This is a genomic window from Sphingomonas quercus, assembly GCF_018863195.1.
Taxonomy (GTDB): domain Bacteria; phylum Pseudomonadota; class Alphaproteobacteria; order Sphingomonadales; family Sphingomonadaceae; genus Solisphingomonas; species Solisphingomonas quercus.
Genome location: NZ_JAHKRT010000001.1, coordinates 583,819 through 596,454 on the forward strand (window position 1 = coordinate 583,819; position 12,636 = coordinate 596,454).

The window sequence follows — 12,636 nt, forward strand, 5'->3', positions numbered from 1 at the left end:
CGGGACGCGCGACATGAACTTGAATCTCCTGATGGTCGAGGATGATGCCCCGCTGGCGGCGATGCTCTCGGACGAGCTGCAACGTTATGATCACCAGGTCACGGTCGTCGGCGACGGCGGCGACGCGTTGCTGGAGCTGGCCCGCCACCGTTATGACGCGGTGATCCTCGATCGCATGCTGCCGAAGATGGACGGCATCTCCGTGCTGGAACGGCTGCGGCGCGAACAGGCGACGGTGCCGATCATCATGCTGAGCGCGCTGGCGCGCGCGCCGGAGAAGGTCGAGGGGCTGGAGGCCGGCGCCGACGACTATATCGTCAAGCCGGTGACCGTGGAGGAGCTTAATGCCCGGCTCCACGCCGTGCTGCGCGGCCGCCGGTGGAACAATGCAGGCGCGCCCTCCGACACGATCGAGGTCGCCGGGCTGGTGATCAGCCCCGCCCGCTTCCGCGTCTGGCGCGACGGCAAGCCGATCCTGTTGCCCAAGGTCGAGTTCAAGCTGCTCGCCGAGCTTGCCCGCAATGCCGAGACGGTGCTGACGCGCGCGATGCTGCTCGAGCGCGTCTGGGGCTATGATTTCATTCCGACCACCAACATCGTCGATGTCTATATCCGCCGGCTGCGCATCAAGCTGACCGAGGACGGCAGCGAGGATCCGGTCGTGACGGTGCGCGGGGTCGGCTACATGCTGTCGGCATGAGGCTGCCGGCGCCGCGTTCGCTGAAGGCGCTGACCCTCCTCTTCCTCTGCTTCTTCATGTTCGCGACGATCGCCACCGGCCTGACGGGCTATATCGCCACCCGCGCCAGCATCGCCCAGCTCGTCGACAAGCGCATCACCGGCGAGAGCGACGAGCTTGCCGGCCGCGACGGCGACGCGCCGATCCCGGTGATCGCCGCGCGCATCGCCAGCGAGGCGCGGGCGCGCGATTCCGCCGATCTCGGCATGGTCCTCACCGACGGCGCCGGCCGGGTGGTGGCCGGCAACATCACGCTGCGCCGCGCGCTGCCGCTCGGCTATTCGTCGGTCGCCGATGCCGACGGGATCATCGGCCTCACCCATGGCCGCGCGCTGGTCCGCACGGTGGGCGGCGGCGGCCACCGCCTCACCGTCATCGGCGAGACGGAGCCGATCGACAATTACAACGCGGCGCGCGCCAGGCTTTACCTGCTCGGCTTCGGCTCGATAGTGCTGATCGTGATGGGCGGGCTGATCGGCTTCATGGTCATCGTCAGCCGTCGCGCGGCCGATATCCGGCGCACCGTCGACGCCATCGTCGCCGGGGACATGGCCCGCCGCGTGCCGACCGACGGATCGGGCAGCGAGTTCGACCAGCAGGCGCTCGCCTTCAACCGCATGCTCGACCGCATCGCCGAGCTGATGGCCGGGCTGCGCAACGTCTCCAACGACATCGCCCATGACCTGCGCACGCCGCTGGCGCGCCTGCGCGGCCAGCTCGTCGCGCTGGCGCGAGCGGCGGAGGGAAAGGAGCCGGCGCTCAGCGATGCCGCCGGGCAGGCGGTGGCCCAGGCGGACGAGATTTTGGCGATGTTCGCCGCGATGCTCCGCATCGCCGAGGTGCAGGGCGGCGATCGGCGAGCCGGGTTTGGCCGCCTCGACCTCGCCGAGCTCGCCCGCGATGTCGGCGCGACGATGGCGGCGGTGGCGGCCGATGACGGCGACGTGCTCACCACTGCCGACCGCCCGCCAATGTGGATCGAGGGCGACCGACAGCTGCTCAGCCAGGCGCTGATCAACCTCATCGAGAACGCGCTGCGCCATACGCCGCCCGGCGCGCATATCCATGTCGATGTCGCCGCCGCCGGCGAGGGACGAGTCGCGCTCAGCGTCACCGACAACGGTCCGGGCATTCCCGCCGATCAGCACGAACTGGCGCTGCGCCGGTTCGGCCGGCTGGCCAAGGATCGCGGCAGCAGCGGCCATGGCCTTGGCCTGCCGCTGGTCGCCGCGGTCACCCGGCTGCATGCCGGCACGCTTGTGCTGGAGGACGCGGCGCCCGGCCTGCGCGCGTTACTCGTCCTGCCGGTATGCGGCGCATGAAAAAGGCCGGGGCGACAAAGCCGCCCCGGCCCCTTTCGCGCTCCATAGCGATCAGAAGTTGATGCCGAGCGTACCGCCGAACGTCCGCGGCGGATTGAAGTTGGCATAGTCGCCGAGCACCGCGGCGTTGGCGGCGGAGCGACGATAGATATGCTCCTCGTTGAACAGGTTGCGCGTCCAGATCGACAGCGTCGCCTGCGTGGTGCCGGCAAGCCGCAGGCCCGCCAGCGCCAGGCTGGCATTGGCGACGAAGCTCGGGTCCGTCTTCACGCTCTCCGCCTGGAAGCTGTACTGCGCGTCGGCATAGCTGCCGTCGATGTGGAAGCGGATCTTCGCATCGCTGCCGGTGAGCGGGATTTCATAGTCGATATAGCCGGTGGCCGCGTTCTTCGGCGTGAACACCGTATAGACCCGCGTCAGCACACCGAAGGTCGGGCCCGGGTTCGGGTTCGCCGTCGGCGGGACATGGGTATAGGTGTAGGCGTAGGACGCGCCGAGCGTCAGATTCTGCAGCGGCCGCGCGGTCAGCTCGACTTCGACGCCGCGGATTTTCGAGGTGCCCGGCGCGTTGGCGGTATTCTCGGTGTGCAGGTTGAAGGTCGGGTTCGGGATGGTCGTGCCCGGCAGGAACTGGGTGGTATCGACATTGTCGAAGTCGATCTGCGTGTTCGTGCGATCCATGATATAGCCCGCAACGTTCAGGCGGACCCGGTGCTCGAGAAGATCCATCTTGGCGCCGATTTCATACGCCTTCACCGATTCCGGGCCGAAGGCCTGGAAGTTGGACGAACGATCATTGGCGCCGCCGGCGCGATAGCCGGTGGAATATTTGGCGTAGAGATTGATGTTGTCGCTCGCCTCGAAAGCGAGCGTGACCATCGGGTCGAACCTGTTCTTGCGATAGTCGAGCGTCCAGTCGGTGGCGACGCCCGACACCAGGTAGAGCGTGCCCCGACGCTTGTCCCGGGTGTAGCGGCCGCCCACGGTCAGGTGCAGCGTGTCGGCGAACAGCGGCGTGTAGGTCGCCTGGCCGAACACGGCATAGCTGTGCGCCTTGGCGTAGCTGCCGCGCTGCAGGAAGCGGGAATTATAATCCCAGCCCTGGTTGGACGAGCTGATCGGGCCGAACACCTGCGACGGCAGGATCGTATAGGCGGTGCCGTCGGCGTTCCACCGGTTGCTCGACGGGGTTGCAGCGGATTCCCGCGCCTGCTCGGTGAAGTAATAGAGGCCAACGACATAATCGAGCTGCGGCAGGCTGCCGACCGCCTGAAGTTCCTGGCTGAACTGGCTCTGGTGCAGATCGGACAGGCTGTAGCGGCTGAATGAGCCGTTGGGCGCGAACGGGACGCGCTCCGGGCCGCCGGAATTGTCCCACTGGTTGGTCGACACCTTGCGCCACGCGCTGATCGAGCGCAGCTCGACCCACGGCGCGGCTTCATATTTCAGCGTCGCCTGCTCGCCGCTGGTGCGATCGACGCTCCATTGCTGCGGCACGCCGACATCGGCCACGTCCTGCCGTTCCGGGTGCACGCCGACCAGCGGCGGCAACGGGGCGATCATGCCCTTCGGCACGGCGTTGTTGTTCGCAAGCATCTGGGCGACCGTGGCCACCGGCAGATTGTTCGGATTGTAGTTGACCAGCTGGCTGAAGAAGGGCGTGTTCTCGTCCTTGGCCTTGTCGAAAGAGAAATCGGCGGTGAAGCCGTCGAACGGCTGCCAGCGCGCCGAGACGCGGCCGCCGACCCGGTTATAGGCGTTCCAGCCGATCTGGCCGGCCAGCGGGTTCTTCGTCGTCGGATCCTGATGCTGGAGCACCCCGTCGACCTTGAAGGAGAAGCCGGCGATGGTCGGGAAGTTGGCATGCAGCTGTCCGTCATAGCTGCCATAATTGCCGAACCCGGCGCTGGCGCTGCCGCCCCATTCGCCGGTCGGCGCCTTGGTGACGATGCTGACGGCGCCGCCCTCGGTGTTGCGGCCGAACAGCGTGCCCTGCGGGCCTTTCAGCACCTCGATCCGCTCGACGTCATAGAGCGCGGCGTTGAGGCCCTGGGTGCGGCCCAGATAGACGCCGTCGATATAGACGCCGACGCCCGGCTCGCGCGCGGTCTGGTTCTGGTCGAACGGCACGATGCCGCGAATGCCGACGGTCAGCGCCGACTGGCGCGCCTCGAACGTCGCCACGCGCAGCGACGGGATGGAACCGTCCGACAGATTGAGCAGGCTCTGCACATGGCGATCGGCGAGCGCCTCGCTGCCGAGCACCGAGATGGAGATTGGCGTCTTCTGCAGGTTGGTCTCGCGCTTGGTCGCGGTGACGACGATATCGGCGAGATTCTGGCCGTCGTCTGCGACAGGCGCCTCGGCCAGCAGCGGCGACGCCACTGCGCTCAGGGCGATGCCGCCCAGCAGAAGCTGGAGCGTGCGGCGAACTCGGTATTGCATCTGAGGATTCCCCTTTTGGCGGTCCGTATTTTGGGACGCCTGTAGGGACGGTCGGGGAAAGAAATGTTACATAGATCGTCACATATGAGTATGCGATCTTTCATTTTCCTTTCATGTTGTAGTGTCGAGGTGGGGAGAGGGAAATAGCCGCATCCCCGCTGACAACAGATAGCTTTCGCATTAGGTTCTGCGCGCTCGATCTTTCCAGAAATACACCTGCCTTTCGGCCTCTAGTCTTGTCACCGTCGCCCGCACCTGGAGAAGATCCTTGCGGGTCACCAGACCGACCAGCCTGCCGTGCATCGGATCGGTGACGGGAATGCGCCCCTGGCCGGTGTCGAGCATCAGATCGAGCGCGCGCGACACCACCTCGTCGGGATGGATCACGGCGAGCGAGGCGTCTGAGACCCGATCGGCCACCGTCTCGTCCCCGGATATGCCCTCGACCTTCCACTGAAGGGCATCGGCACGCGAGACCAGCCCGACCGGTCGCCCGGCCGCATCGATCACCGGATAGATGCGGTGGCGGCCGCCCTCCAGCACCGCCACCGCCTCCGGGATCGGCAGATCGTGCGGCAGCGTCTCGACCGACGCCACCATCACATCGCGGACGCGGGCCAGTTCATAGGGGTCGACACCATATTCGCGGGTAATGTGCTGGCCGCGGCGCGCGATTTTCTCGGTGAGCATCGAACGGCGAAGCAGCAACACCGTCACCGCATAGGCTGCGGCGGTGGCGGCGAGCAGTGCCGGCAGGCGATGCATGTCGCCGGTCAGCTCGACCGCGAAGATCGCGCCGGTCAACGGGGCGCGCATCGTGCCGCCGAGCATCGCCGCCATGCCGAGCAGAGCCCAGACGCCCGGCGGCCCCGGCAGCATCAGGCCCATCAGCCACCCCGCCGCGCCGCCGAGGATGAGCAGCGGCGCCAGCACGCCGCCCGAAGTGCCCGAGGACAGGGCGACCAGCCAGATCGCCGCCTTGACGAGCAGGATCACCGCCACCGCCCCGGCCAGCAGGTGGCCGCCCAGCAGATCGCCGATCACGTCATAGCCGACGCCGAGCGCGCGCGGCTCTGCCAGCCCGCCGAGGCCGACAGCGACCCCGCCCAGCGCCGGCCACCACATCCAGTGGACCGGCAGCCGCTCGAACAGATCCTCCAGCCCATAGAGCAGCTTGGTGAGGAGCGTGGACAGCAGCCCGGCCATGATGCCGATCATCGCCCCGCCCACGAGGCTCCATGGCGCCGTCGGCCCCGCATCGGCGAACGGGAAGAGCGGGCCGGCGTCGAACAGCAGCGGGCGCCAGCCGTACGCCACGATCGCCGCCGTCACCACCGGCACGAAGCTGCGCGGCCGCCATTCGAACAGCAGCAGCTCGACGGCGAGCAGCACGGCGGCGACGGGGGTGCCGAAAATGCCGGTCATGCCGGCCGCCGCGCCGGCGACCAGCAGGGTCTTGCGCTCCGCAGCGGTCAGGTGGAAGAATTGCGCGAACAGTGAGCCGATGGCGCCCCCGGTCATAATGATCGGCCCTTCCGCACCGAACGGCCCGCCGGTGCCGATCGAGATCGCCGAGGAGATCGGCTTGAGCAGGGCGACCTTGGCGGACATGCGGCTGCCGCCGATCAGGATCGCCTCGATCGCCTCCGGGATGCCGTGCCCGCGAATCTTCTCCGAGCCGAAGCGCGCCATCAGCCCGATCGCCAGCCCGCCGAGCACCGGGGCCGCCACCGTCCACGGCCCGGGTGTGATCGTCGCCATCGAGCGCGAGACGGTGTCGAACGCGCCGAACCAGACGAGGTTGGTGACGAGCAGGATCAGCCGGACCAGCACGAATGCCGCCAGCGCCCCGCCTGTTCCGACGACCATCGCCATGCCGGCGAGCAGCACCAGCCGCGGGTCGGCCCGGAAATCCGCCAACCGCGCGCCGGAGGACGGGCGGATGCCAATAATATCCTCGTCACGCATGACGGCCGGCTTCTCCTGACAAGGTTAAATATATCGTAGTCCGATATATTGGATCGGCCGGTGGTGGAAGGGTGGATATGGGCGTCACCCCTCGTCCGGGTGAACCCGAAGCGGGATGGGAAATGCAGCGGGCAATCGGGTAGCGGCCGACGCGCAACCGTCATGCTGAACTTGATTCATCATCCACCCGGCCACAGGCACCGGAATTCGCGACGGGGTAGACCCTGAATCAAGTTCAGGGTGACGGCCTCGCAGCGCGGACGGGTGCCGTCGACCCGCAGCCGCCACGCGGGACTGGTACCGCATCAACCGGTCACCAGCGCCCGCGCTGGCTATACGGGCGCCGGATCGTGCCGGGGCGCGCAGGCGTCCCTCAGTGGATCCACAAACTGTGCGCGTCGATCCGCAGCTTCAGGATGGCGAGGTCGGCGTTGACGCGAGCTTCGATTTCCAGCCGACGCGCGTCATTGGCCTGCCGTTCGGCATAGAGACGATCGGCGAGGTCGATCTCGCCGAGATCCTGGCCGCGGGCGCTGAGCCGCGCGCTTGCCTCGGCGCGGGCAACCGCTTCGCGGCTCGCCGCCCAGGCGGACAGCCGGGCGCGGGTCTCCGCGAGGTCGGCCGCGGCCTCGGCCTCCACCTTGCGGCGGGTGAGGCTGCTCTGCGCGGTCGCGGCACTGGCCTGGGCGGAGGCCTGATCGGCAAGCGCGCGGCGGTGCCCGCCACCGAACGGGATCGAAGCGTAGAGGCCGGCGCCCTGCTCCTCGCCGCCGCGCTCGCTGAACACGCGCACGCCGACGCTCGGATCGGCGATGCGGTCCAGCCGGGCGCGGCTGGCCAACACTGCCTTCTGGTCGGCGGTGCGAGCCGCGGCGGTGATGTCGTGGCTGCGCTCGACGGCCCAGTCGCGGAGCTGGTCGAGCCCCTCGGCCGGCTCCGCGGGGGTGGCCGGGCGTGGCGGCTCGGCGGGCAAGGCCAGTTCGGCAAAGGTGCCGGCGAGCAGCGCGCGGGCGCGCTCGCGCTCGGCCAGGGCATCCGCAACCTGCACCCGCGCCGCCGCCACCGCCGACAGCGCCTGTTCGAGATCGAGCGGGGCGGCATCGCGCAACGCCACGCGCCGCCGCACCGCCGCCGCCGCCGCGTCCTGATTGGCGACCAGCGCCTCGGCGTTGCGATGCTGTTCGCCCGCCCGCACCCAGTCATACCAGAGCTGCGCGAGCGTCAGCGCCGCCTGATGCCGGGCGTCCTCGGCGAGATTCTGGGCGATCTCGACCCCCAGCGCGCCGGCCTGCCGATCGAGCCGCGCCTTGCCGGGCAGGCGGAAGGCACGGCTGAGCGTGCCGTCATACTCGGCGAAGCGGCGGTCATTCTCGACCGAGCGGCGCGACACCGTGCCGGTCAGCGTCACCTCATGCGCGCCAGTAGCGAGGGCACGGCCCTCGGCGCGAGCAGCGGCGACATCCGCGTCGGCGGCGAGCGTGCCGGGGTAAAGCTCCAGCACCTGCTCGACCAGCGGCTCCGGCGGCAGGTCGCTCTGGGCGAGGACGGGCGCGGCCGTGGCCAGCAGCGCAGCAAGGGCGAGCCGCCTCACGCCACGCGCCCCGAGGCCAGCACCGGCGTCACCCGCCAGCGCATTGGCAAGCGCCGCCGCGACGCGCCCGCCGCCTCGACCAGCGCCGTTACCGCGTCCGCCGGCACGACCAGCTCGATCGCCAGCCGGTCGAGCGCGCCGGTCACCCGCTCGGCAGTGCCGGCATCGGAGAAATCGAGGCCGTGCACCGCCTCGGCGCGCAGGTGGATCGGGCAGCGCACCCGCGCGCGCAGCGCCTCGACGATCGCATCCCGATCGCCGCTCGCGCAGGCGATGCTGAGCAGCACAGTCCCCTCCCCGCTCATGCCGTCGCCTCCGCCCGGCTCTCGCCGAAGCGCTCATAAAGGATCGGCAGCAGGATCAGCGTCAGCAACGTCGAGGTGACGAGCCCGCCGATCACCACGATCGCCAGCGGCTTCTGGATTTCGGAACCGGGGCCGGTGGCGAACAGCAGGGGCACCAGCCCGAAGGCGGTGATGCTCGCCGTCATCATCACCGGCCGCAACCGCCGCTCCGCACCGACGCGCACCGCCTCGGCAAGCGGCCGCCCCTCGCCACGCAGCTGGCGGAAATAGGAGACCAGCACCAGCCCGTTCAGCACCGCGATGCCAAGCAGGGCGATGAACCCGACGGAGGCCGGCACCGACAGATAATCGCCCGAAATCCACAGCGAGACGATCCCGCCGACCGCCGCGAACGGGATGTTGGCGAGGATCAGCAGCGACCCGCGCAGCGAGCCGAGCGTCGCGTAGAGCACGAAGAAGATCAGCAGCAGCGCCACCGGGATGACCAGCATCAGCCGCGCCGCTGCGCGCTGCTGGTTCTCGAACTGGCCACCCCAGACGAGGCTGTAGCCCTGTGGCAGTGGCACCTCGGCTGACACCCGGCCGCGGGCATCGTCGACATAGCCGACGAGATCGCGGCCCGACACGAACGCCTGCACCAGCGCGTAGCGGCTGCCATTTTCGTGATCGAGACGCACCGGCCCCTCCGTCCGCTCGAGCCGGGCGAGGTCGCTGGCGCGGACGATCTGGCCGGCCGGCGTCATCAGCTGCAGGTCGGCGAATCGCTGCGCGTCGTTGCGTACGTCTGCTTCGCCGCGGATCAGGATCGGCACGCGCCGCTGCCCCTCGGCGACGATGCCGGCCGGCAGCCCCTCGACCTGGGCGCGCAGCGCATCCTCGAAGGTGTCGACCGGCATGCCGAAACGGCCGGCGGCAGCGCGATCCACGTCGAGCTGAAGATAATCGACCCGGTCATTGGCGACGGTCGTCACTTCGGCGGCACCCGGCGTCGCCTGCAGCACCGCCTGCACGCGGCGGGCGAGATCGGCGAGGGTGGCGAGATCCGGGCCGAAGATCTTGACGGCGAGGTCGCCTCGCGCGCCGGTCAGCATCTCGGACACGCGCATCTCGATCGGCTGGGTAAAGGTGGGGACGATGCCGGGCAAGCCGTCGATCGCCTTGCGGATCGCCTCGACGACGAAGTCGCGGTCGCCGCGCCATTCGCCCTGCGGCTTCAGGGTGATGAACATGTCGGTCTCGTTGAGGCCCATCGGATCGAGGCCGATCTCGTCGGTGCCGGTGCGCGCGATGACGTTGGTGACCTCGGGAACGGCCTTGATGATGGCGCGCTGCACCGCCTCGTCGACGGCGAGGGAGCGATCGAGGCCGAGGGTCGGCAGCTTCGTCACCTGCACCACCACCGAGCCTTCATCCATCGTCGGCATGAACGTCTTGCCGACGGCGCCATAGGCGAGCCCGGCAACGACCAGCGCGGCGGCGGCGCACCCATAGACCAGCCGGCTGCGCGCGAAGGCGCCGGCGAGCAGCGCGTGATAGCGCGGCGACAATTTGCGCATTATCCACGGCTCGCCATGATCGCCGCTCCGGAGACCATAGGAGGCGAGCACCGGCACCAGAGTCAGCGCCAGCAGCAGCGATCCGGCGAGCGCGAACATTATCGTCAGCGCGACAGGCGCGAACAGCTTGCCCTCCAGCCCCTCCAGCGACAGCAGGGGCAGGAACACCAGCGCGATGATGATCAACCCGGCCGTCACCGGCACGATCACCTCGCTGGTGGCGCGGAAGACGAGGTTGAGGCGAGGCGCGTCCTCGCCATGGGCGCGGCCCAGCCGCTCCACGACATTCTCGACGACCACCACCGCCCCGTCGACCAGCATGCCGATGGCGATAGCGAGCCCGCCCAGGCTCATCAGATTGGCGGACAATCCCATGCCGCGCATGAACAGGAAGGTGAGCAGCGCCGCCATCGGCAGCGTTGCCGCGACGATTGCCGCCGCCCGCCAGTCACCGAGGAACAGGATGAGCAGAACGACGACGAGGATCGTAGCCTCGAGCAGCGCCTCCTCCACCGTGCCGACGGCGCGTTCGATGAGATCGGAGCGATCGTAGAAGATGTGGAGCGTCGTGCCCTTCGGCATGTCACGCTCCAGCTCGCCGAGCCGCTGGCGTACGCCATCGACGATGGCGCGGGCATCGGCGCCGCGCAGGCCGATGACGAGCCCCTCCACCGCCTCGCCGGCACCGTTCTTGGTGACGCCGCCATAGCGGGTGAGGCTGCCGATGCCGACCTCGGCGACATCGCCGATGCGCACGATCCGGCCGTCACGCGCCGTCACCACCATCTGGCGAAGATCGTCCGCGTCGCGCACCGCGCCGACTGCGCGGACGATCAGCACCTCGTCGCCGGCGCCAAGCCGGCCGGCGCCGTCATTGCGATTGCCGCGCTCGATCGCGTCGCGCAGATCGCCGACGGAAAGCTTTGCCGCCGCCAGGGCGACGGGATCGGGCCGCACCTCGAAGCTGCGGACATGGCCGCCGAGCGCGTTGACGTCGGCGACCCCCGGCACGGTGCGCAGCGCCGGGCGGATCGTCCAGTCGAGCAGGGTGCGCTTCTCGGCGAGGCTGAGCGGCCCTTCGATGGTGAACATGAACATTTCGGACAGGGGCGTCGAGATCGGCGCCAGGCCGCCGGATACCGACGCCGGCATGTCCGCCATCACCCCCGCCAGCCGCTCGCCGACCTGCTGGCGCGCCCAGTAGATGTCGGTGCCGTCGGTGAAATCGATGGTGATGTCGGCGATGGCATATTTGGCGGTGGAGCGCAGGATCGCCTGCCGCGGCAGGCCCAGCATCTCCATCTCGATCGGCGCGATGACGCGCGTCTCGACCTCCTCGGGGGTCATGCCCGGGGCCTTGAGGATGATCTTGACCTGTGTCTGGGCGATGTCGGGATAGGCATCGACCGGCAGCTTGATAAACGCCCACGCGCCGAGACCGGCCATCACCAGCATCAGCGCCAGCACGAGCAGGCGGTAGGTGAGCGACCAGGCGACGAGCGAACGCAGCATCGATCGATCCGGCTATCGCGCCGCGGCGAGCGACTTGAGCTCGCTCGCGCCGGACACCGCCACCGGCTCGCCGGCCTTGAGCCCGGACAGCAGCACCGTGCGCCCGCCGGCCGCGCCGCCGCTCGTCACCTTGCGTGGGACGACGCCGCCATCGGCGCGCACGAACACCGTGTCGGCGCCGTCGATGGCGAGCACGGCGCTGGTCGGCACGCTCACCGCGCCGGCCGGGGCGGGTCCGAACAGAGTGGCGGAAGTCACGCGGCCGGAAACGACCCCCGGCGTCGCCGGAAGGCGCGCGCGCAGCATCGCCGAGCGCGTGGCGGGGTCAACGACGGAGGCGACGCTGGTCACGGTGCCGCGCACGTCCCCGCCGATCGACACCCCCATGCCGGGGCGGACCTGCCCGATCATGTGCGCGGGCAATTGCGCGGTCAGCTCATAACGGTCGGCTGCATCAATGACATAGGCGGCGGTGGCGCCGTCGACCGGGCTGCCGGTCTGGATGGTGGCGCTGGTCACCTTGCCGGCGATCGGCGCGCTGAGCGTATAGCTGCCGCTGCGGGGCCGGCCGTTGATCAGCGCCAGCACCCGGCGCTGCTCGCCGAGCCCGGCTTCCGCCTCGCGCAGCGCGGCGCGGGCCTCGTCCGCCCGGGCGCCGGCGATGACGCCTTCGCGGGCAAGCTGACCAAGGCGCGCGTCATTGGCGCGGGCGACGGCGACCCGGGCCGAGGCACTCTCCAGCGCCGCGCCCATCGCGTAAAGCTCGCGGCTGGCGATGACGGCGAGCGGCTGGCCGGCGCGCACGGACTCCCCTTCGACGACGAGGGTGCGCGTAACGACGCCGGGAATGATCGCGGCGACCGCCACCCGCGCATTGGGCGGGGGCGCCACCGTCGCCGGCACGGTGCCGAGCGCGACCTCGGTCGCGGCCTCGGCGGGGGCGAAGCGGATGCCGATGCGCTGCATCCGCCCGGCGTCGAGGGCGATGGCGTCGCCTTTCTGCGGCGCGGCGACGGGGTCTTCCGTTCCGGTCGGCGCAGGCGCCTTGCCCGAGCAGGCGGCAAGCAGCAGCAGGGCCGGCAGGAATGCGGCGCGCCACGAGGCGATCTGCACGATCCCGTCCGACACGCTCTTGCCCCCTTCACCTCAATGTCTTGGCGGCATTGGCCTTATCGGCCAAATCTGCCAAAAACCTGTC

At 69.4% G+C, this 12,636-nt stretch carries 8 protein-coding genes; 2 read left to right on the forward strand and 6 right to left on the reverse strand.

Annotated elements, in window-relative coordinates; translation table 11 throughout:
* Positions 1-13 precede the first annotated feature (13 nt).
* Positions 14-700: a response regulator transcription factor gene (locus tag KOF26_RS02890; RefSeq protein ID WP_216319629.1), complete on the forward strand. Its 687-nt coding sequence runs from the start codon at positions 14-16 to the stop codon at positions 698-700.
* Complete coding sequence (locus KOF26_RS02895; RefSeq protein WP_216319635.1) at positions 697-2,061, forward strand: sensor histidine kinase; 1,365 nt, start codon at positions 697-699, stop codon at positions 2,059-2,061. The genes KOF26_RS02890 and KOF26_RS02895 overlap by 4 nt, the downstream gene beginning before the upstream one ends.
* Positions 2,062-2,112: 51 nt before the next feature.
* Here KOF26_RS02895 and KOF26_RS02900 read toward each other — a convergent pair whose 3' ends face one another.
* From KOF26_RS02900 to KOF26_RS02925, 6 genes are all read right to left on the reverse strand, one after another.
* Complete coding sequence (locus tag KOF26_RS02900) at positions 2,113-4,506, reverse strand: TonB-dependent receptor (protein WP_216319638.1); 2,394 nt, start codon at positions 4,504-4,506, stop codon at positions 2,113-2,115.
* Positions 4,507-4,686: 180 nt separating this feature from the next.
* Positions 4,687-6,474: a chloride channel protein gene (locus KOF26_RS02905; RefSeq protein ID WP_216319641.1), complete on the reverse strand. Its 1,788-nt coding sequence runs from the start codon at positions 6,472-6,474 to the stop codon at positions 4,687-4,689.
* Between the two features lie 373 nt (positions 6,475-6,847).
* The gene (locus KOF26_RS02910) at positions 6,848-8,065 is read right to left on the reverse strand and encodes a TolC family protein (protein WP_216319644.1); all 1,218 of its coding nucleotides are present in this window, start codon (positions 8,063-8,065) and stop codon (positions 6,848-6,850) included.
* Positions 8,062-8,370: a DUF3240 family protein gene (locus KOF26_RS02915; protein WP_216319648.1), complete on the reverse strand. Its 309-nt coding sequence runs from the start codon at positions 8,368-8,370 to the stop codon at positions 8,062-8,064. Before KOF26_RS02915 ends, KOF26_RS02910 begins: the two co-directional genes overlap by 4 nt.
* Positions 8,367-11,438, reverse strand: coding sequence for an efflux RND transporter permease subunit (locus tag KOF26_RS02920; RefSeq protein WP_216319651.1), 3,072 nt, complete (start codon positions 11,436-11,438; stop codon positions 8,367-8,369). The genes KOF26_RS02915 and KOF26_RS02920 overlap by 4 nt, the downstream gene beginning before the upstream one ends.
* A 12-nt stretch (positions 11,439-11,450) precedes the next feature.
* The gene (locus tag KOF26_RS02925) at positions 11,451-12,566 is read right to left on the reverse strand and encodes an efflux RND transporter periplasmic adaptor subunit (RefSeq protein WP_363181669.1); all 1,116 of its coding nucleotides are present in this window, start codon (positions 12,564-12,566) and stop codon (positions 11,451-11,453) included.
* Positions 12,567-12,636: the final 70 nt, after the last annotated feature.

Coding starts and splice junctions, on each gene's coding strand:
- KOF26_RS02895 (WP_216319635.1), top strand. CDS start 697: ATGAGGCTGCCGGCGCCGCGTTCGCTGAAGGCGCTGACCCTCCTCTTC.
- KOF26_RS02920 (WP_216319651.1), bottom strand. CDS start 11,438: ATGCTGCGTTCGCTCGTCGCCTGGTCGCTCACCTACCGCCTGCTCGTG.
- KOF26_RS02915 (WP_216319648.1), bottom strand. CDS start 8,370: ATGAGCGGGGAGGGGACTGTGCTGCTCAGCATCGCCTGCGCGAGCGGC.
- KOF26_RS02890 (WP_216319629.1), top strand. CDS start 14: ATGAACTTGAATCTCCTGATGGTCGAGGATGATGCCCCGCTGGCGGCG.
- KOF26_RS02900 (WP_216319638.1), bottom strand. CDS start 4,506: ATGCAATACCGAGTTCGCCGCACGCTCCAGCTTCTGCTGGGCGGCATC.
- KOF26_RS02905 (WP_216319641.1), bottom strand. CDS start 6,474: ATGCGTGACGAGGATATTATTGGCATCCGCCCGTCCTCCGGCGCGCGG.